Below are 19,155 nucleotides of genomic sequence, written 5' to 3'. Positions count from 1 at the left end.
GGCGGGGGGGCGCGCCGGCGCCGCGCGGGGGCCGGGGGGGCGGGCGCCCGCCGGGGGGGGGGCGCCCCCGCGCCGGGTGTCGGCGGCGCGACCGCGCCCGGTATCGCCGTGCTTGCGGGTTCTGCCCTCGTTCTCCGGGCTCGGCGTCGGCGCCGGGACGGTCACCCCGGCCGCGCCCGGGGAGCCGGCCGTGCCGCGCGGGCGGCCGTCCAGCTCCGCGACGACCACCGCCACCGGGCGGTCCAGGTCCCAGCCGAACCCGCCGCAGTGCGCGATGACCCGGTCGTCGTCGCCTGCGCGGCCCGCCAGGATGTCGCGCAGGAAGTCGGCGCGGTACTTGCTCTCCACCGCCGCGACGGCCTGCTGCTTGGTCACCACCAGCGCCGCGACGGTCGCGGCCCGCTCCAGGATGCCGAGGTCGGATCCGCGCAGCGTGCCCGCCGGGCTGAACGCGATGATCCGGCCGTGGTCGAAGCCGCCCGCGACGACCGGGACCACCAGGTGGTCGCCGGTGCCGTGCGCGCCGATGATGCCGCAGCCGCCGCGCCCGCAGGCCGCGTGCCGGCCCGCGTCGAAGCCCCGCATCGCCTGGACGTGCTCGTCCGGGCCCGCGCCGGCGAGCACCCGCTGCTCGCCGTCCAGCACCACGACCGCCACGTCCAGCAGCGTCGCGACCTCGTCGACGACCTCCTGCAGGCCGCCGCCGCACAGCACGATCTGCACGAGCGCCCGGTGCACCTCCTCGGTGCGGGCGAGGACGGCCGCCTGCCGGTTCAGGATGTCGGTGAGGACCTGGTTCAGGATGTCGTCGAAGCCGACGTCGTTGGGGAGCAGGATGAGCGGGAAGCCGCGCCGGTCCGCCTGGGCGATCATCTCGGCGGGCAGCGAGTCCAGGTAGCGGCCGAGCTTGATGGCCAGGGCCGCGAGGCCGCGCTCGTCCAGGTCGGCGACCAGGTTGTCCAGCGACTGCGGGGTGTTGCGGAGGGGGTAGCCGGTGGTCAGCAGCAGCTCGTGGGGTTTGACCCACGACAGGATGTCGGGGACCTCCATCACGTTGAGCCGCTGCACGACACGGTCGAGTCCGGACCGTCCCGCGATGAGGCGTGCGCCGTTCAGGGTGCTGGCGCCGAGGACCTCGCCGACGGACAGGCCGTAGGTCAGTGTTCCGGTGCTCGCGAGCCGGAGGGCCGGTGGGCCCGGGTCCGCGCTGGTGTAACTCATGCCAGGGGTCACCTCGCCTTTTGGTGCGTACATCGCCGCGTGTGGCGTGATCGCTACCGGTTCCTGATCAACACTGACAACAAAGACGAACGATGACAACCATCCTTGGCAGCTTTCCCCATACGTCCGCGCGGAGGCCCGTTCTACCGTCTCAGCGGAGGCCGGGCCGCCCGCGATCCGGGCGGCAGCCGACACCGGCTCCGGGAGGATCCGTGACCGCACTCGTCCGCGACCCGATCCCGCTCCCGGCCCGTCCGGGACGGCGGCCGCCCGCCGCCGGCGCGGCGAGCCTGGCGCTGCGGCCGCTGCTCGACCCGCCGCGCCGCGCGGCCCGGGTCATCGCGGTGTTCCCGTCCGCGCTGTACCTGGAGACCCGCGGGGGCCCCGAGCCGCGCGTGCTGGCCGTCGTCACCTGCGACGCGGTCCGGCTGCCGAACGCCGTGGTGGTCGCCGCCGAGCGCCGCGAGCAGCCGTTCCGGTCCGTCCGGGAGGGCGACGAGGCGACGGTCGGCGACGGCCGCGTGGAGGCGGGGGCGCTGTGCGTGCGGGTGCGCCGCTGGTGGGACCCGACGCCCGTGCTCGGCCCGATCCAGCCCGCCGCGCTGGCCCGCGGCGTCGCCGTCCTGGAGGACGCGTTCGTCGCCGCGGGGATGGCGGGCGGCGGGCTCGCCGGGCATCCCGACCCGCTGGCGCTCGCCGAGTGCTGCGCCGCGGGCGACCTCGCGGGCGCCGTCGAGGCCGCCGAGCGGATCGTCGGCCTCGGTCCCGGGCTGACGCCGAGCGGCGACGACATCCTGTGCGGGCTGCTGGTGTCGCTGCGGCTGGTCGGCGGCGCCGTCGCCGCCCCCGCCGTCCGAGCGGGGAAGACCCCCCGCACCCCCCGGGGCGCCTTCGGCGCCGTTCCGGAGAGCGGCACGGCGGTGTGGCTGGCCGACTGGCTGGGCGCGGCCGTCACCGCCGACGCCGGGACCCGCACGACCGCGCTGGCCGCGACGCTGCTGCACTGCGCGGCGGAGGGCGGCGCCGGCGGCGAGATCGCCGCGGTGCTGCGCTGCGTCGCCGGGCACGAGCCGCCGTCCGCGGCCGTCCGCCGGCTGCTGGCGATCGGCCACACCTCCGGCACCGACCTGGCGTGGGGGGTCCTCGCGGGCTGCCGCGCCACCCTCGCCCTCGCGTCCCCCGGCCGCCGCCCGGCGGAGCACACGGCATGAGCGGAGCGAACCGGGGGGCGCGGGGAGCCGTCCCCCCGCAAGAGACCCGCATGCCCGGTCCGGGCGGGCGCGGGGCGGCATGAGCGCCGACTGGGTCGAGGTGCGGCGGGGGGCCTACCGCGATTCGGTCACCCTGATGCGGGTGAGCCGCCGGCTGGCGGAGCGGCCGGACGTGGCGTCGGCGATGACGGCGATGGGCACGGAGCCGAACCTGGAGCTGCTCGCGCGGATGGGGTTCGCGGTTCCAGCGGACGCCGGGCCGGCGGACATGGTCGTCGCCGTGCGGGCGGAGGGCGGGGACCTCGACGGGGCGCGCGAGGCGCTGGACGCCCTGCTGCAGGAGGCCGCGCACGTCCCGGACGGCGGCGGGATGCTCGGCGCGCCGCCCGCCCCGCGCACCACGGCGTCCGCCGCGGCGCGCGGCGAGGCGTCGGTCGCGCTGGTCTCGGTGCCGGGGCCGCACGTGTTCCCGGAGGCGATGGACGCGCTCGACGCCGGCCTGAACGTGATGATCTTCAGTGACAACGTGCCGGTCGCGCAGGAGATCGCACTGAAGGAGGCGGCGGCGCGGCGCGGGCTGATCGTGATGGGGCCGGACTGCGGGACGGCCGTCGTCGGCGGCGCCGGGCTCGGGTTCGCGAACGCGGTGCGGCCGGGGCCGGTCGGTGTCGTGGCGGCGTCCGGGACGGGCGCGCAGCAGGTGATGTGCCTGCTGGACGCGGCGGGCACCGGGGTCCGGCACGTGCTCGGGGTCGGCGGGCGGGACCTGTCGCCGGAGGTCAGCGGCCGGTCGGCGCTGGCGGCGCTCGCCGCGCTGGACGCCGACCCGGGCACCGAGCTGATCGTGCTGGTGTCCAAGCCGCCGGCGCCGCAGGTCGCGGACCTGATCCGGGAGGCGGCGCGGCGGCTGGACACGCCGGTGGTGTTCGCGCTGCCGGCGCCCGGCGAGGACGACCTGACCCGGGCGGTGGAGAAGGCGCTGAGGGCGCTCGGCGCGGCCGTCCCGCGGTGGCCGTGCTGGGCCGCGCCGCGGACCGCGCGGGTGCCGGCCGGCCGGTCGCTGCGCGGGCTGTTCGCCGGCGGGACGCTCCGCGACGAGGCGGAGGTGATCGCGCGCGACGCGCTCGGCTGGGACCTGGAGGCGCGCGGGCACCGGCTCACCGACTTCGGCGACGACGCCTACACCCGGGGCCGCGCCCATCCGATGATCGACCCGACGCTGCGGCTGGAGGCCCTCGCGCGGGAGGCGGCGGACGCGGCGTGCGGCGTGCTGCTCCTGGACGTGGTGCTCGGCCACGGCGCCGAACCCGACCCGGCCGCGTCGCTGGCGCCGGTCCTCGCCGCCGCGCTGCGCGACCGCCCGGATCTCGCCGCGGTGGTGTCGCTGTGCGGGACGCCCGCCGACCCGCAGGGCCGCGACCGGCAGGCGGAGGCGCTGCGGGACGCGGGCGCGGAGGTGTTCGCCTCGAACGCGGAGGCGGCGCGGCACGCGGTCGCGCTGGTGGAGGGGGTGCCCGGATGACGGACGCGCGGCCGCCGCTCGGCGGGCTGCTCACGCGGGACCCGCGGGTCGTCGCGGCGGGCGTGGACGTCCTCGCGGACGCGCTGGCCGGCCAGGCCGTCCCGGTGGAGCGGGTCGACTGGCGGCCCCCGCCGCCGGGGACGGCGGCGGCGCTGGCGGCGGTGCTCGGCGACCCGGGGCACGCGGACGCGAACGCCGAGGCGGTGCGGCGGATGACGACCGCGCGCCCGCACCTGGTGGACGTCCGCCCGGCGCGCGACGTGCTCGGCTTGGAGAAGGGAACGTTCCTGCACGCGGGACCGCCGCTGGAGTGGGACCGCGCGTCCGGGCCGATGCGCGGCGCGCTGATCGGCGCGATGATTTTGGAGGGCCTCGCGGAGACGCCGCGCGGCGCCGAGCGGGAGCTGGAGCGCGGCGCCGCGGTCCTGGAGCCGTGCCACCACCACGGCGCGGTCGGCCCGATGGCGGGCGTGGTCTCCCCGTCGATGTGGATGCTGGTCGTGGAGGACGCCGAGCATGGCGGCACCGCGTGCTGCTCGCTGAACGAGGGGCTCGGGAAGGTGCTGCGGTACGGGGCGTACGGCCCGGAGGTGATCGAGCGGCTCGCCTGGATGGGCGAGGTGCTCGGCCCGGCGCTGCGGGCGGCCGTCCGGCGGCACGGCCCGCTCGACCTGATGGCGGTCATCGCGCAGGCGCTGCAGATGGGCGACGAGCTGCACAACCGGAACCGGGCGGCGACGTCGCTGCTGCTGCGGGAGCTGGCGCCGGACCTCGCCGCCGCCGAGGAGGTGCCGCGCGACCGGGCCGCCGAGGTGCTCCGGTTCGCCGCCGGGAACGACCACTTCTTCCTGAACGCGGGGATGGCGGCGGCGAAGGCGTGCGCGGACGCGGCGCGGGGCGTCGCCGGGTCGAGCATGGTCGTCGCGATGTCGCGCAACGGCACCGACTTCGGCATCCAGGTGTCGGGGACGGGCGACCGCTGGTTCACCGGCCCGGCCGGGGTGCCGGACGGGCTGTACCTCGGCGGGTACGGCCCGGACGACGCCAACCCCGACATCGGCGACTCGGCGATCACCGAGACGGCCGGGACGGGCGGGTTCGCGCTGGCCGCCGCGCCGGCGATCGTCCGGTTCGTCGGCGGCGAGGTGCCGGACGCGGTGGCCGCCACGCAGCGGATGTACGAGATCACCCTCGCCGAGCACCCGGTGCTGCAGATCCCGCTGCTGTCGTTCCGCGGGACCCCCGCCGGGATCGACGTGACGCGGGTCGTGCGGACCGGGATCCTGCCCGTCATCGACACCGGGATCGCCGGGCGGGAGGCCGGGACCGGCCAGGTCGGCGCGGGGATCGTCGAACCGCCGTCGAACGTGTTCAGCGCGGCCCTGCAGGCCCTCGCGGAGATCGCGTAGCGGGTCGGGCAGGGGGTACCGTCCGGGGCATGACCGAGTCGATCACCGGAGCGCAGTACGCCATCGGCGCCGGGCCCTACCGGGCCGTCATCACCGAGTCGGGCGCGAGCCTGCGCGAGCTGACGCACGAGGGGCGGCCGCTGGTGCTGTCGCACGGCGCCGACGAGCCGGCGCCCGCGGCGTTCGGGCACCTGCTGATCCCGTGGCCGAACCGGGTCGACCGCGGCCGGTACGAGTACGCGGGCACCGCCTACCAGCTGGACGTGTCCGAGCCCGACCTGGACTGCGCGATCCACGGGCTCGTCCGGTGGGCGGCGTGGCGGGTCGCCGAGCACGCCGAGGACCGGGTCCGGCTGACGCACCGGCTGCTCGCCACCGCCGGGTATCCGTTCCGCCTCGACCTGGAGGTCGAGTACGTCCTGGACGCCGCGGACGGGCTGCGCGTCAGGCTGACGGCCGCCAACACCGGCGCCCGGACGGCGCCGTACGGGCACGGCGCCCACCCCTACCTGACGGTCGGCGTCCCGATCGACCAGTGCACGGTGACGCTGCACGCCGACCGGTACGTCCCGGTGAACGAGCGGATGATCCCGGTCGGCGGGGACGCGGACGTCACGGGCACCGACCACGACCTGCGCGACGGGCCGGTGCTCGGCGCGCGGAGGATCGACAACGCGTTCGCCGGGGTGCACCGCGACGAGGACGGGCTGGCCTGGGTGACGCTCAGCGGCAACGGCCGGACCGTCCGGCTGTGGGCCGACGACGCGCACCCCTGGATGGAGATCTACACCGCCGACAACGCCCCGGACCCGCGCGAGGGCCTCGGCGTGGAGCCGATGACCTGCCCGCCCAACGCGTTCGCGTCGGGTGAGGGCCTCATCGACCTCAAGCCGGGCGAGCGCTTCACCGGCACCTGGGGAATCGTGACCCTGCCATAAACGCCCCTTGGCGGCCGTTCGCGTCGGCCATCCCGAGGGGACGTCACCATTGTCATGAGCGGAAATCCGCGACGGCGACGAATTCTCGGTGACGTTTCCTCCGGGAGGATGGCGACGCGATGAACGAGCACTCTCCGCGGCCGCCGTTCGCGGCCAGGTTCCACGAATGGCGCCGCGAGCGCGGTTCGTGGACGCTGTGCGAGCAGCTCCGCTCCAACGCGCGCGAGCTGGAGTCCCTCATCGAGGCGCGTGAGGCTTCGACGGAGATCTCCGCGGAGCACGCGAGGCTGCTGCAGAGCGCGCGCGACGAGCTGCGCCAGGCCCGCGCCGTCATCGATTTCGGCACGCATCGGCGCAGCCCGCGGGCCTCGCACGTGACCGCCGCGCAGCTCCACATCAACTCGGGCCTCTCCCTCTGGTTGCGGACCCTCCCGGCGAAGGAGCTCGAGCCGTGCCTGCCCGGCATGTTCGCCATCGTCAGGCGGCACCTCAGCGCCGAGGACGAGCGCAGGACCGCCGTCGAGCGGATCGCGCTGGAGGTGCGGGCCGCCCAGGAGGCGTCCAGGGACATCGGCCTGGCGCCCGACCGGCTCATGACGATCGTGGAGGCGCTGAAGGCCGCCTGGGACGCCGAACTGCGCGAGAAGCTGCGCGCCCAGAGCTTCGCGCGCCTCGTCCGGTGGATCACCGCCTTCCTGACCGGCCTCGCGGTCGCGGTCGCGGTGATCTCGATGGTCTGGCCGAGGGCGGTGCCGCTGTGCTTCAACCCGCCGGCGGCGCCCGTGCTGGGGGGCGGGTTCGCCGCCGTCTGCCCCACGGCGTCCAGGGAGCGGATCCCCGACATGGGCAAGGCCCGGGCGACCGCGGACGCCGCCGGGCGCGGCGACTACCTCGCCGTGGAGTTCATCGGGCTGACGGCGGCGAGCATCGCCGCGGCCGCCGCCCTGCGGAAGGTCCGGGGGACGAGCACCGCGTTCGGGATACCGATCGCGCTGGCCCTGCTGAAGCTGCCCACCGGGGCGCTCACCGCCGTCCTCGGGCTGCTCCTCATGCGCGGCGGGTTCGTCCCCGGGCTCAGCGCGCTCGACTCGCCGGGCCAGATCATCGCCTGGGCCGTCGTCTTCGGGTACTCGCAGGAGCTGTTCACCAAGTTCGTGGACCGGCAGGGGCAGGCCGTCCTGGCGGACGTCCGGGGCCCGGTGGAGCCGCCGCGCGCGGCCGTCGTTCCCCGACCGGCGCATCCTTGAACGTTGAATTTCCGAACGCCGCATAAATAGCCGCTCGAACAGCTAAATCGATCTTATTCGCGGCTGTTTGCCGGAATCTTCCCGGGAGCGGATTGCTCGCTTAACGGGCCGTCCGGGAATCTGGATGGGAACCCGACAAAGAAGGGAAGCGACCGATGACGCAGCAGACCGCTCCGGTCAAGGCACCGCCGTTCCCCGGCCGGAACCTCGAGCAGCCGCCGCCCATGAAGGGCGACGACGTCCGGACGTGGCAGGCGCAGATGGGCAACCGGGGGTGGACGATCACCGTGGACGGCGTCTACGGCGCGGACTCGGAGGACATCTGCCGCGAGTTCCAGCAGCGCAAGCACCTGCAGGTCGACGGGATCGTCGGGCCGATCACGTGGAAGGCCGCCTGGGAGGCCCCGATCGACTAGCGCACGGGCGAGGGGAGACGGAGCACGACGGCTCCGTCTCCCCTCCTCTGCGCGTGCGTCAGGCCGACTCGGTGACCACGTCGGCGGACGGCACGTCCTCCACCGGGGCCTTCGGCGCGGGAGCGCTGCCGCGCAGCGGGACCTCCTTGATGAACCACGCGACGACGAACGCGATCGCCGCGAGGACCGTCCCGCCGATGGCGATGCCGTGCACGCCGCTGGTGACGCCCGCCTCGAACGCGTCGCGGACGGCGGCGGGGAGCTTGCTCAGCATGTCGGGGGTGACGTGCTGGCCTCCGGAGGCGAGCTTGTGCCCGGCGTCCGCGCCGAGCCTGCGCACCGCCTCGTCCTCGAACCGGTTGTTGTAGATGGAGCCGAGGAGCGCGACGCCCAGCGACCCGCCGACGGTGCGGAACAGGGTGACCGACCCGCTGGCCGAGCCCATGTCGCGCAGCTCGACGCTGTTCTGGGTGACCAGCATCGTGTTCTGCATGATCAGGCCCATCCCGAGGCCGACGCCCATGGTCAGGAACGAGCTGGTGAGCGTGCTCGTGTCGACCTTCAGCATCAGCAGGAGCAGCATCCCGCCGGTCAGCACCGCGCCGCCGATGATCGGGAAGTGCCGGTAGCGGCCGGTGCGGGTGATGAGCTGGCCGCTGGTCAGCATCATCGCGAGCATGCCGAACATCAGCGGGAGCAGCAGCAGGCCGCTGGTGGTGGGGCTCGCGCCCTGGACGGTCTGCATGTAGAGCGGCAGGTAGTTCACCGCGCCGAACATCGCGGCGCCGACCATGAAGCTGAGGATCTGCGCGGCGGTGAAGTTGCGGCTGCGGAACAGCCGCGGCGGCAGGATCGGCTCGGGCACCTTGGTCTCGGCGAACACGAAGACCACGAGCGCGACGACGCCGACGACGGCGAGCGCGATGATCCGCGCGGAGCCCCACGGGTACTGCGAGCCGCCCCAGCTCGCGACCAGCGTCACGCACACGATCCCGATGGTCAGCAGGGTCGCGCCGACGTAGTCGATGCGGGCCTTGATGCGGGCGGTGTGCAGCCGCATCCCGAACGCGATGACCAGCAGCGCGATCGCGCCGATCGGGACGTTGACGTAGAACGCCCAGCGCCAGCTGAAGTGGTCGGTGAGGAAGCCGCCGAGCAGCGGGCCGCCGACGAACGCGACCGGCATCATCGCGCCGATCAGGCCCTGGAAGCGGCCCCGCTCGCGGGGCGGCACCAGGTCGCCGATGATCGACATGGCGCCGACCATCAGGCCGCCGGCGCCGAGGCCCTGCAGCGCGCGGAAGCCGATCAGCTCGCCCATGTTCTGCGCCAGGCCGGACAGCATCGACCCGGCCAGGAACACCACGATCGACGTCATGAACATGCCCTTGCGGCCGTACAGGTCGCCGAGCTTGCCCCAGATGGGGGTGGCGGCGGCGGTGGCCAGCGTGTAGGCCGTCACCACCCACGACAGGTGCTCCAGCCCGCCGAGGTCGCCGACGATCGTGGGCAGCGCGGTGCCGACGATCAGGTTGTCGAGCATCGCCAGGAACATCCCGAGCATCAGCCCGAAGATGGCGATGTAGATCTGCCGGGTACTGAGCGCCGGGCGCTCGGCCGTCCCGTGTTCGGTCATGGTCACCTTCCCCTGAGGTCCCGCGACACGGGAACCCACTTACTTGCCGCCCGGCTAGTTATAGTAGCCCTAATCCGGAGGAACCGGTCCCGGTCTCCGGTCCGGAAGGGGCGTCTCCTGACAATCGCCCGGCTCTTGGGGGATCATGGCGGGGTGAACCTCAGCGTCTCCTCGTTCGACGACCTGTCCGCGCGCATAGCCGCCGTCCGCGACGAGCACCGCGAGCGCTTCCCCGGGGGCGCCGACGGCCGCCAGCCGGTGCACACGGTCTACGTCCCGGCCGACCGGTTCTCCCGCTCGACGCCCGCCGACTTCGGCGCGGAGGCGCTGCGCCTGCTGAACACCCACACCCCCGGCGCCGGGTCGTTCGGCGCCGCGTTCGGGCTCGACCCGGAGCTGGCCGGCCCGGTCCGCGAGCGGGTCGCCGCCAAGCTCTCCCGCGAGCCGATCGAGGACGTGCGGATCGACTTCGAGGACGGTTACGGGGTGCGCACCGACGACGAGGAGGACGCGCACATCGCCCAGGTCGTCGAGGCCGTCGCCGCCGCCTACCAGGTCAAGGGGCTGCCGCACTACTGGGGCGTGCGGGTCAAGTCGTTCGCCGACGGCGGCCAGGACCGCGCGATGCGCACCCTGGACGGGTTCCTCACCGCGCTGCGCGACCGGCTGGGCCGGCTGCCCGGCGGGTTCACCATCACCTTCCCCAAGGTCGTCGCGGCCGACCACGTCGCGCTGTTCGTCGAGTACCTGGACCGGCTGGAGACCGCGCTCGGGCTGCCGTCCGGCATCCTGCGCTTCGAGGTCCAGGTGGAGACCACCGAGGCGATCTTCACCCCGGACGGGCGGATCGCGCTGCCCGGCATCGCGGCCGCCGCGGGCGGCCGGCTCACCGCCGCGCACTTCGGCGTGTTCGACTACACCGCCGCGCTCGGCCTGCCGCCCGAGGAGCAGCGCCTCGACCACCCCGCCTGCGACTTCGCGCGGCACGTCATGCAGGTCGCGTTCGCCGGGACGGGCGTCCGGCTGTCGGACGGCTCGTCCAACGTGATCCCGCGCAACGACGGCCCGGACGAGGTCAACGCGACCTGGCAGGCGCACGCCGCGCAGGTCGGGCACTCCCTGCGGCACGGCTTCTACCAGGGCTGGGACCTGCATCCCGCGCACCTGCCGAGCCGCTACGCCGCCGTGTACGCCTTCCACCTGACCGGCGCCGACGAGGTGATCGGCCGGGTCCGCGCCTGGCACGAGCAGGCCGCGGCCGGCGGGGTGCTGGACGAGCCCGCCACGATCCGCGCGCTCACCGACCGGCTCCGCCGCGCCGTCGACTGCGGCGCCCTCGACGAGAGCGTCCTGCCCGCGTCCTGACCCCGCGCGCGCCCGGCCCCCGCGCTCTATGCCCGGTGCGGGCCGGTGCGCCAGATGGGGCCGATGGCGTTGAGCACGGCGCCGAGCTGCTCTTCTTCGTAGGCGAAGTGCGCGTCCAGCTCGGCGGTGATCCGGTCGAGTTCCGCGCGCACACGGCCGGGGTCGGCGGAGCCGAGGTCGTCCACCATGGCCTGGAGCTCCTTGCGGGCGCCGGTCACCTCGACGTGCTCGCGGCGGAGCCGCTCGATGACCGGCGCGAGGCCGGGGAACTGCGCCTCCAGGCGCGGGAACGCGCGGCCCTCCTCGTTGTCGTGGTGCTCGCCGAGCACGTCGCACACCGACACGCAGTGCTCGCGCAGCTGCCCCCGCAGGTCGGGCAGCGGAGCGGGACGCCCGTCGAGGGAGGCGAGGACGGCGTCGCGAAGGCCGGCGAGCTGCGCGCGCAGGTCGTCGTGGATCCGCACCAGTTCGTCGCCGACGGCCCACGCCCGCCCGTCCAGGTGGGCGCGGTGCAGCGCGACGACCGGGATGACGCGGGACGTCTGGCGCTGGTACTCGGCGTAGGCGGGGACGAGTTCGCCCTGCCGCGCGTACAGCCGGTCGCGCTCCTCCCCTTCGACCGGGAGCGCGACGCCCTCGAAGGTCTCCGTCCCGACCTCGACCGTGACGCGCGGGTCGGCGCGGACGTTGCGGTACCACTCCGGGTCGTGGTCGGCGCCGGCGTTGGACGCGAACACCAGCAGCCGGTCGCCGTCGGCCAGGTATCCGAGCGGCGTGGTGCGCCGCCTGCCGGTCCTGGCGCCGGTGGCGGTCAGCAGCAGCAGGTCGGCGCCGGCGAACGGGCCGCCGACCGCGCCGCCGTTCGCCCGGAACTCCTCGATGATCGCCCTGTTCCAGTCGCTCACGAGCCGGTCTCCTATCCTGGACGCACGGAACGAGACTTTGCTTTGCAAGCAAAGTCTTTTATAGAGCAAAGCTATTTTGGACGCAGAGGCATGTCAACCGAAGAGAGCGCGGGACCGGACGTCGACGACGGCATCCGGACGATGCTGCTGCTGATGCCGCGGCTGGTGTCGGCGGCCAAGCGGATCCGGGTCCCGGACGAGCTGGCGGCGTTCGACCTGGCGCCGCGCCACCTGTCGCTGCTGGCCTACCTGCTGTTCGACGGCCCGATGAGCGTCAACGAGCTGGCCGGGCGGCTGGAGGTCGCGCCCGCCACGGTCAGCCTGATGGTCGGCGACCTCAGCCGGCAGGGCATCCTGGAGCGCCGCGAGGACCCCGCCGACCGGCGCCGCACCATCGTCAGCGTCGCCGGCGCGCACCTGCCCGCGATCAACGGGTGGCTCGGTCAGGGCGCGGGCGCGTGGCGCACCGCGCTGGAACCGCTCACCCCCGCGCAGCGCCGCCTGTTCATCGACACGCTCCTGACCTACGAGCGCGCCGTCACCGAGGCCCGCTCCCGCTGACCAGGCGAGCCGCCACGACGAGTCGCCCTGACGAGCCCGACCCGCCGCGGGGCGGGCCGGCGGGCCGGCCCGCCGGCCCGCCCCGCGGCGGGTCAGCGGTCGCCGGTGAAGGCGGCGAGGTCCTCGGGGGTGTCGATGTCGTCCGGGGACGCGACGCCGTCGCAGGGCACCCGGGTCACCAGGTCGGGATGGGCGCGCAGGAAGCCGCGCGCGCCCGTGTCCCCGACCGCCGCCTCGGCGGCGGCGGCGAAGTGCTCGGCCCGCAGCAGGACGGGGTTGCGCGGCGCGCCCCCGTAGGTCGCCACGGCGATCTCCGCGCCCGCGTCGTAGGCCGCGACGAGCAGGGCGACTGCGGCGGCGGTGACCCGCGGCTGGTCGACGAGCGCGACGACCGCGGCGGGGCAGCCGGGCGGCAGCGCGGCGAGCCCCGCGCGCAGCGACGAGCCCATCCCGTCCCGCCAGTCCGGGTTCGGCACCACCACCGCGCCGATCACCTCGACCTGCGCGGCGCCCGCCACCACCAGCACCGGGGCGCAGCCGCCGTCGCGCAGCGTCCGGACGCCCCGGTCGACGAGGCGCTCCCCGTCCAGCTCCACCAGCGCCTTCGGGCGGCCGAGGCGGCTGCCCTCGCCCGCGGCGAGCAGCAGCCCGGCCGGGGGCTCCGCGCCGTTCCGGCTCAACTCCTTCGCGGTCATCCGCCGAGGGTAGCCCGCGGATCAGCCGCCGGCGTGGATCCTGCCGCTGGTGTCGGTGAGCGGCCGCCCCGACCCGCCCCACCGCAGCTGCACCAACTCCGCCGCGATCGACACCGCGGTCTCCTCCGGCGTCCGCGCGCCGAGGTCCAGGCCGATCGGCGAGCGCAGCCGCCCGAGCTCCGCGCCGGTGAGGCCCGCCTCGCGCAGCCGTGCGAGCCGGTCGTCGTGGGTGCGCCGCGACCCCATCGCGCCGACGTACCCGGCGCGCGTCCGCAGCGCCACCTCCAGCAGCGGGACGTCGAACTTCGGGTCGTGGGTGAGGACGGCGATCGCGGTCCGCTCGTCGATCGCGCCGCCGGACTCCTCCAGGTACTTGTGCGGCCACTTCACCACGACCTCGTCGGCGTCCGGGAACCGCTTGGGCGTCGCGAACACCGGCCGCGCGTCGCAGACCGTGACGTGGTAGCCGAGGAACTTGCCGACCCGCGCGACCGCCGCCGCGAAGTCGATCGCGCCGAACACCAGCAGCCGGGGCGGCGGCGCGAACGAGTGGACGAACACCGCGAGGTCGTCCAGCCGCCGCTCCCCCTCGCGGCCGTAGTGCCGCTGCCCGGTGAGGCCCTGCGCCAGCATGCCGCGCGCGTCGTCGTCGACCGCCGCGTCCAGCCGCGCCGCGTGCGGCTCCCCCGGCGCGAGCGAGCCCGCCGCCCGGTCCCGCCAGACGACGCGGCGCGCGCCGATCCGGCCCGGGCCGGCGACGACCGTCGCGACGGCCACCGGCTCGCGCGCCGCGATCGCCGCGGCGACGTCCGCGAACTCCGGGAACGTCGCGGGGCTCACCGGCTCGACCAGCACGTCCAGGATCCCGCCGCAGGTCAGCCCGACCGCGAACGCGTCGTCGTCGGTCACCCCGTACCGCTGGACGACCGGCTCCCCGCTCTCCATCACCGACCGCGCCAGCTCGTAGACGGCGCCCTCGACGCAGCCGCCCGACACGCTGCCGGCGACCTCGCCGCCCGCCGACACCGCCATCGCCGCGCCCGCCGGGCGCGGCGCGCTGCGGAAGGTGTTCACCACCGTCGCCAGCCCGAACGTCTCCCCCGCCGCGTACCAGCCGGCGATGTCATCCAGCACGTCGCGCATGCGCCCGTCCCCTTCCGGTGTCGGCGATCAGCCGCGCCAGCTCCTCCAGGGCGGCGAGGCTGTGGCCGGAGGTGAAGTCGTCCACGTGCGGGAGCGCCGCCGCCATCCCCGCGGTGAGCGGCTCGTACCCGGGCCGCGCCTTGTGCGGGTTCGCCCAGATCACCCGGTGCGCGAGCCGCCGCAGCCGGGCCGTCTGCTCGCCGAGCAGCGCCGCGTCGCCGCGCTCCCAGCCGTCGGAGGCGATCACCACCACCGCGCCGCGCGCCAGGCCGCGCTGCCCGAACCGGTCGAGGAACTCCTTCAGCTCCTCGCCGAGCCGGGTGCCGCCGCTCCAGTCCGGGATCGCGGCGGACGCCGCCGCCATCGCCGCGTCCGCGTCCCGGTGCCGCAGCTCGCGGGTGAGCCGGGTCAGCCGCGTACCGGCGCTGAAGACCTCCACGTCCCGGCCGCCGGAGCGGGCCGCGGCGTGCGCGAACCGCAGCAGCGCGTCCGCGTACGGGCTCATCGACCCGCTGACGTCCACGAGCAGCACGACGCGGCGCGGCCGGGTGCGGTGCGCCCGGTGCCGCAGCAGGGACGTCTCGCCGCCGCGGCGCAGCGTCTCCCGGACGGTCCTGGCCGGGTCGAGGCGGCCCGCCGGCGCCGGTGCGAACCGGCGCGACCGGCGCCGCTCGGCGCCCGCGTCCAGCACCGCGATCAGCCGCGCGACCTCGGCGCGCTCGGCGGCGGTGAGCCGTGCCACGTCCCGGTCGCGCAGCACCTCGACGGCGCTGGCGGTCGCCGCCCTCGGCTCGCCGTCGTCCTCGCCGCCGGCGCCGCCGGACGGCTCCGCGACCGTCGTGCGGCGCACCACCACGGGCGGCGGGCGGCGCGCCGGGCGGGCCGTCGCGCCGGAGAAGTACGCGGCGAAGCAGCGGTCGTAGCGGGCGAGGTCGTCGGGGTCAGCGCACAGCGTCAGCCGTCCCGCCCAGTACACCTCGGCGGGGTCGAGGACGTCGAGGTGGTCGAGCGCGGCGAGCATCGCCTGGACCCGCTCGGGGTCGGCGGTGCCGCCCGCGGCGCGCAGCGTCCTGGCGAACCCGACCATCGTCTCGGTGACGTCCCGCACCCGCTCACCCCCCGTCGAGCAGGGCGTCGAGCCCGCCGGCGAGCACCCGCTGCTGGTCCTCGCGGTACTTGAGCACGGCGCCGAGCGTGACCGCGGCGGTGCCGGGGTCCAGGTCGCGGACGCCGAGCGCGACCAGCGCCTCGGTCCAGTCCAGCGACTCCGCGACGCCCGGCGGCTTGAGCAGGTCCCGGGCGCGCAGCCGCTGCGCCGCGCCCGCGACCTGCCCGGCCAGCCGCTCGGCCGCGGCGGGCAGCCGCCGCCGGATGATGGCGACCTCGCGGTCGAACGACGGGTGCTCCAGCCAGTGGTACAGGCAGCGCCGCTTGAGCGCGTCGTGCACCTCGCGGGTCCGGTTGGACGTGACGACGACGACCGGCGGGCGCTCGGCCCGGATCGTGCCGAGCTCGGGGACGGTGATGGTGAAGTCGCTGAGCACCTCGAGCAGGAACGCCTCGAACTCGTCGTCGGCGCGGTCCAGCTCGTCGACGAGCAGCACGCTCGGCGCGGTCTCCAGGGCGCGCAGCAGCGGCCGGGCCAGCAGGAACCGCCGGTCGTACAGCTCGCCTTCCAGCCGCGCGACGTCGCCGACGCCGGCGGCCTCGGCGACGCGCAGGTGCAGGAGCTGGCGCGGGAAGTCCCAGTCGTACAGGGCCTGCGAGGCGTCGAGGCCCTCGTAGCACTGCAGGCGGATCAGCGGTGCGCCGAGCGCCGTCGCGAGGGTCTTGGCCAGCTCGGTCTTGCCGACCCCGGCCTCGCCCTCCAGGAACAGCGGGCGGCCCATCCGCAGGGCGAGGAAGCACGCGGTGCCGAGGCCCTCGTCGCAGAGGTAGGCGTGCCGGTCCAGCAGGCTCGCGAGGTCCGCGGGCGAGGCGACCTCGTCCGCCGCCGTCGGCGCCGTCTCCACCATGTTCGCCAGGCTACCCAGCGGAGCGGCCGAGTCCCAGACGTCCGCATCCCCCGTTTCCGGCGCCGTTTCCATGGTGAACCTGTAGGGAAAGTTGACTTTCGGGCGGCCGGTCAGCAGCATCGAGCACATGCGAACCGGTGACACCCCCCACCGTCCCCAGCCCGGCCCCGGCGGCGACCTGACCGACGAGGCGACCTACGAACGCGTGCGGGCGGCCCAGGCCGCCTCGTCCGGCCGCGCGCTGTCGCGGCGCGGCATGCTGCGGCTGTCCGCCGGCGCGGGCCTCGGCGCCGCCCTCGGCGCGGCCGCCGCCTCACGGCCCGCGTTCGCCGACCCCGCCGCCCCGGCCACCGACACCGCGACGGCCACCGGGATCGTCAAGCCGCTGCCGCCCGAGCTGTTCATCCCGCAGGGCACCAACGCGGAGATGCGCTGGGAGGCCATGCGCGGCCAGGGCCACCTCACCCAGGTGGACCGGTTCTTCGTCCGCAACCACGTCGCGACACCGCTCGTCGACGCCCGCACCTGGCGCCTCAAGCTCTGGGGCACCGGCCTGCGCGGCGCCCCGCCCGAGTCCCGCCCCGTCGAGTTCTCCTACGAGGACCTCCTCGGCATGCGCGCCGAGACCATCACCTCGTTCATCGAATGCACCGGCAACGGCCGCAGCTTCTACGCCTCCCAGCAGGGCCAGGAGGTGTCCGGGACCCCGTGGAAGCTCGGCGCGGTCGGCGTCGCCCGCTGGCGCGGCGTGCCGCTGTCGACCGTCCTCGAACGCGCGGGTCTCACCCCCGAGGCTGTGGACATCCTCCCCCGCGGACTGGACGCTGACTACGTGGACAAAGGCGAGAACCTCGGCCGGGTCAGGCGCCCCCTGCCCGTCGCCAAGGCGCTCAAGGACGTCCTGCTCGCCTACGAGATGAACGGCGCGCCGCTGCCGCCCGACCACGGCTTCCCGGTCCGGCTGGTCGTCCCGTCCTGGGTGGGCGTCGCCAACATCAAGTGGGTCGGCGACATCCAGGTCGCCGACGAGCCGCTCTTCTCCCCCTGGAACACCCGCTACTACCGGCTCTTCGGCCCCGGCTACCCGCCCGAGGGCAGCGCGCCGCTCACCCGCATGAACGTCAAGTCGGCGTTCGAGCTGCCGTGGGACGCGCCGCTGCCCGCCCGCCCCCAGGTCCTGCACGGACGGTCCTGGTCCGGCACCGGGCGCGTGCGGAAGGTCGAGGTCAGCGCGGACGGCGGCCGCACCTGGCGGCACGCCCGCCTGCGGGACCGGCACGCCGACCCGCGCGGCTGGGTCCGCTGGGAGTTCCCGTGGCGGCCGGACGGCCCCGGACACCACGAGCTGCTCGCCCGCGCGACCGACGACACCGGCGCGTCCCAGCCGTCCACCGCGCCCTACAACACGCTCGGCTACCTGTTCGGCGCCGTCGTCCGCCACCCGGTCACCGTCTCCTGAAGGGACCCTCCATGGCACTGTGGAAGCCAGACCCGACCTTCTACGCCTCGCCGCGCGACGCGGTGTCGGCGCCGCCGGAGAAGCTGGCCTACGTCGCCGCGTTCGACCGCTCGGCGGAGAAGCCGGACGCGATCGCCGTCCTCGACGTCGACCCGGGCTCGGCGTCCTACGGCGACGTCGTCGGCTGGACGGACCTGCCGTACCTCGGCGACGAGCTGCACCACTTCGGGTGGAACGCGTGCAGCAGCGCCCTGTGCCCGTACGCGCCGCACCCGCATGTGGAGCGCCGCTACCTGATCGTGCCGGGGCTGCGGTCGTCGCGCGTCTACGTCATCGACACGAAGGACAGGCCGACGTCGCCGGAGATCGTGAAGGTGCTGGAGGCGGACGAGCTGGCGAAACGCGCCGGGTACTCGCGGCCCCACACCGTCCACTGCGGACCCGAGGGGCTGTACCTCACCGCGCTCGGCGGCGCGAACGGCGAGGACGGGCCGGGCGGGATCGCGCTGCTCGACCACACCTCGTTCGACGTCCTCGGCCGCTGGGAGGTCGACCGCGGCCCGCAGTACTTCGCCTACGACGCCTGGTGGCACATCGCGCACGACGTGCTCATCACCTCCGAGTGGGGCACCCCGTCCATGATCGAGGACGGCGTCGTAGGGGAGCTGCTCCTCGGCCGCAAGTACGGGCACTCGCTGCACTTCTGGGACCTGCGCAAGCGCCGCCACGTCCAGGAGGTCGATCTCGGCGACGAGCACCAGATGGTGCTGGAGCTGCGGCCCGCGCACGACCCGACCAAGCAGTACGGCTTCGCCGGCGTCGTCGTCAGCGTCGAGGACCTGTCGGCGTCGGTGTGGCTGTGGCACCGCGACGGCGACCGGTGGGCCGCGACGAAGGTCATCACCATCCCCGCCGAACCCGCCGACGCGTCGGTTCTGCCGGACGTCATCAAGCCCTTCGGCGCCGTCCCGCCGCTGGTCACCGACATCGACCTGTCGGTGGACGACCAGTGGCTGTACGTGTCGTGCTGGGGCACCGGCGAGCTGAAGCGCTACGACGTCAGCGACCCGTTCCACCCCGTCGAGGCGGGCTCGGTGCGCCTCGGCGGCATCGTCGGGCGCGCCCCGCACCCGGCCGCGCCGGACCTGCCGCTCGCCGGCGGCCCGCAGATGGTCGAGGTCAGCCGCGACGGGAAGCGCGTCTACGTCACCAACTCGCTCTACGGCTCCTGGGACGACCAGTTCTACCCCGACGGCGTCGGCGCCTGGATGGCCAAGCTCGACTCCACCGCCGACGGGTTCGCCCTCGACGAGCGGTTCTTCCCGCACGGCGACGCGTTCCGGGGCCGGCGCCCCCACCAGACGCGGCTGCAGGGCGGCGACGCCTCGTCCGACTCCTACTGCTACCCGTAG

17 protein-coding genes are annotated in these 19,155 nt (G+C 75.1%); 10 read left to right on the top strand and 7 right to left on the bottom strand.

Annotated elements, in window-relative coordinates:
* A partial coding sequence (locus ABT299_RS18340) for a PucR family transcriptional regulator ligand-binding domain-containing protein (RefSeq protein ID WP_500251488.1) occupies window positions 1–1,221 on the bottom strand: 1,221 nt, incomplete at its 3' end.
* 212 nt (window positions 1,222–1,433) lie between these two features.
* On the opposite strand from ABT299_RS18340, the gene ABT299_RS18335 reads away from it, so the two are divergent.
* The 6 genes from ABT299_RS18335 to ABT299_RS18310 all read left to right on the top strand — a co-directional run bounded on the left by ABT299_RS18335 (window position 1,434) and on the right by ABT299_RS18310 (window position 7,964).
* The gene (locus ABT299_RS18335; RefSeq protein WP_500251487.1) at window positions 1,434–2,432 is read left to right on the top strand and encodes an oxamate carbamoyltransferase subunit AllH family protein; all 999 of its coding nucleotides are present in this window, start codon (window positions 1,434–1,436) and stop codon (window positions 2,430–2,432) included.
* A 79-nt stretch (window positions 2,433–2,511) separates the two neighbouring features.
* Window positions 2,512–3,954, top strand: coding sequence for an AllF/FdrA family protein (locus tag ABT299_RS18330; protein WP_500251486.1), 1,443 nt, complete (start codon window positions 2,512–2,514; stop codon window positions 3,952–3,954).
* Window positions 3,951–5,363, top strand: coding sequence for a YlbE family protein (locus tag ABT299_RS18325; protein ID WP_190861741.1), 1,413 nt, complete (start codon window positions 3,951–3,953; stop codon window positions 5,361–5,363). Before ABT299_RS18330 ends, ABT299_RS18325 begins: the two co-directional genes overlap by 4 nt.
* A 29-nt stretch (window positions 5,364–5,392) precedes the next feature.
* Entirely contained in the window at window positions 5,393–6,301 is a 909-nt protein-coding gene (locus ABT299_RS18320; RefSeq protein WP_500251485.1) for an aldose 1-epimerase family protein, read from the top strand.
* A 119-nt stretch (window positions 6,302–6,420) separates the two neighbouring features.
* Window positions 6,421–7,548: a hypothetical protein gene (locus tag ABT299_RS18315; RefSeq protein ID WP_190861745.1), complete on the top strand. Its 1,128-nt coding sequence runs from the start codon at window positions 6,421–6,423 to the stop codon at window positions 7,546–7,548.
* A gap of 155 nt (window positions 7,549–7,703) precedes the next feature.
* Complete coding sequence (locus ABT299_RS18310; protein WP_190861746.1) at window positions 7,704–7,964, top strand: peptidoglycan-binding domain-containing protein; 261 nt, start codon at window positions 7,704–7,706, stop codon at window positions 7,962–7,964.
* A 58-nt stretch (window positions 7,965–8,022) separates the two neighbouring features.
* Here ABT299_RS18310 and ABT299_RS18305 read toward each other — a convergent pair whose 3' ends face one another.
* The gene (locus ABT299_RS18305; RefSeq protein WP_500251484.1) at window positions 8,023–9,600 is read right to left on the bottom strand and encodes an MDR family MFS transporter; all 1,578 of its coding nucleotides are present in this window, start codon (window positions 9,598–9,600) and stop codon (window positions 8,023–8,025) included.
* Window positions 9,601–9,753: 153 nt separating this feature from the next.
* Here ABT299_RS18305 and ABT299_RS18300 point away from each other — a divergent pair, with 153 nt between their 5' ends.
* A complete protein-coding gene (locus ABT299_RS18300; protein WP_500251483.1) occupies window positions 9,754–10,965 on the top strand; it encodes a DUF6986 family protein in 1,212 nt (403 codons plus the stop codon).
* A 26-nt stretch (window positions 10,966–10,991) separates the two neighbouring features.
* On the opposite strand, the gene ABT299_RS18295 is transcribed toward ABT299_RS18300, so the two are convergent.
* Window positions 10,992–11,870 (bottom strand): nitroreductase/quinone reductase family protein, encoded by an 879-nt coding sequence (locus ABT299_RS18295; RefSeq protein WP_500251482.1) that lies wholly within the window; start codon window positions 11,868–11,870, stop codon window positions 10,992–10,994.
* Window positions 11,871–11,960: 90 nt separating this feature from the next.
* Here ABT299_RS18295 and ABT299_RS18290 point away from each other — a divergent pair, with 90 nt between their 5' ends.
* A complete protein-coding gene (locus ABT299_RS18290) occupies window positions 11,961–12,431 on the top strand; it encodes a MarR family winged helix-turn-helix transcriptional regulator (RefSeq protein WP_190861749.1) in 471 nt (156 codons plus the stop codon).
* A 92-nt stretch (window positions 12,432–12,523) separates the two neighbouring features.
* Here ABT299_RS18290 and ABT299_RS18285 read toward each other — a convergent pair whose 3' ends face one another.
* Genes ABT299_RS18285 through ABT299_RS18270 form a run of 4 tightly spaced genes read right to left on the bottom strand, consistent with a single transcriptional unit; the run spans window position 12,524 to window position 16,284 of the window.
* Window positions 12,524–13,126, bottom strand: coding sequence for a nucleotidyltransferase family protein (locus ABT299_RS18285; protein WP_190861750.1), 603 nt, complete (start codon window positions 13,124–13,126; stop codon window positions 12,524–12,526).
* A 21-nt stretch (window positions 13,127–13,147) separates the two neighbouring features.
* Window positions 13,148–14,269 (bottom strand): XdhC family protein, encoded by a 1,122-nt coding sequence (locus tag ABT299_RS18280; RefSeq protein ID WP_190861752.1) that lies wholly within the window; start codon window positions 14,267–14,269, stop codon window positions 13,148–13,150.
* Entirely contained in the window at window positions 14,250–15,377 is a 1,128-nt protein-coding gene (locus tag ABT299_RS18275; protein WP_500251481.1) for a vWA domain-containing protein, read from the bottom strand. Before ABT299_RS18275 ends, ABT299_RS18280 begins: the two co-directional genes overlap by 20 nt.
* Before the next feature lie 4 nt (window positions 15,378–15,381).
* On the bottom strand, window positions 15,382–16,284 hold the full coding sequence (locus ABT299_RS18270; protein ID WP_500251480.1) for an AAA family ATPase: 903 nt from the start codon (window positions 16,282–16,284) through the stop codon (window positions 15,382–15,384).
* A 127-nt stretch (window positions 16,285–16,411) separates the two neighbouring features.
* On the opposite strand from ABT299_RS18270, the gene ABT299_RS18265 reads away from it, so the two are divergent.
* Together ABT299_RS18265 and ABT299_RS18260 are read left to right on the top strand one after the other, a co-directional pair.
* Window positions 16,412–17,743: a sulfite oxidase gene (locus tag ABT299_RS18265; protein ID WP_500251479.1), complete on the top strand. Its 1,332-nt coding sequence runs from the start codon at window positions 16,412–16,414 to the stop codon at window positions 17,741–17,743.
* Window positions 17,744–17,754: 11 nt separating this feature from the next.
* Entirely contained in the window at window positions 17,755–19,155 is a 1,401-nt protein-coding gene (locus ABT299_RS18260) for a selenium-binding family protein (RefSeq protein ID WP_500197540.1), read from the top strand.

Source organism: Spirillospora sp. NPDC000708 (assembly GCF_040299565.1).
Lineage (GTDB): Bacteria > Actinomycetota > Actinomycetes > Streptosporangiales > Streptosporangiaceae > Spirillospora.
The sequence above is the reverse complement of the archived record's forward strand: the minus strand, read 5'-3'. Positions and strand labels throughout refer to the sequence as shown.

Excerpts from the sequence above, each read along its gene's own strand:
- ABT299_RS18330 (WP_500251486.1), top strand. The coding sequence starts at position 2,512 with ATGAGCGCCGACTGGGTCGAGGTGCGGCGGGGGGCCTACCGCGATTCG.
- ABT299_RS18325 (WP_190861741.1), top strand. The coding sequence starts at position 3,951 with ATGACGGACGCGCGGCCGCCGCTCGGCGGGCTGCTCACGCGGGACCCG.
- ABT299_RS18320 (WP_500251485.1), top strand. The coding sequence starts at position 5,393 with ATGACCGAGTCGATCACCGGAGCGCAGTACGCCATCGGCGCCGGGCCC.
- ABT299_RS18315 (WP_190861745.1), top strand. The coding sequence starts at position 6,421 with ATGAACGAGCACTCTCCGCGGCCGCCGTTCGCGGCCAGGTTCCACGAA.
- ABT299_RS18310 (WP_190861746.1), top strand. The coding sequence starts at position 7,704 with ATGACGCAGCAGACCGCTCCGGTCAAGGCACCGCCGTTCCCCGGCCGG.
- ABT299_RS18305 (WP_500251484.1), bottom strand. The coding sequence starts at position 9,600 with ATGACCGAACACGGGACGGCCGAGCGCCCGGCGCTCAGTACCCGGCAG.
- ABT299_RS18290 (WP_190861749.1), top strand. The coding sequence starts at position 11,961 with ATGTCAACCGAAGAGAGCGCGGGACCGGACGTCGACGACGGCATCCGG.
- ABT299_RS18285 (WP_190861750.1), bottom strand. The coding sequence starts at position 13,126 with ATGACCGCGAAGGAGTTGAGCCGGAACGGCGCGGAGCCCCCGGCCGGG.
- ABT299_RS18280 (WP_190861752.1), bottom strand. The coding sequence starts at position 14,269 with ATGCGCGACGTGCTGGATGACATCGCCGGCTGGTACGCGGCGGGGGAG.
- ABT299_RS18270 (WP_500251480.1), bottom strand. The coding sequence starts at position 16,284 with ATGGTGGAGACGGCGCCGACGGCGGCGGACGAGGTCGCCTCGCCCGCG.
- ABT299_RS18265 (WP_500251479.1), top strand. The coding sequence starts at position 16,412 with ATGCGAACCGGTGACACCCCCCACCGTCCCCAGCCCGGCCCCGGCGGC.
- ABT299_RS18260 (WP_500197540.1), top strand. The coding sequence starts at position 17,755 with ATGGCACTGTGGAAGCCAGACCCGACCTTCTACGCCTCGCCGCGCGAC.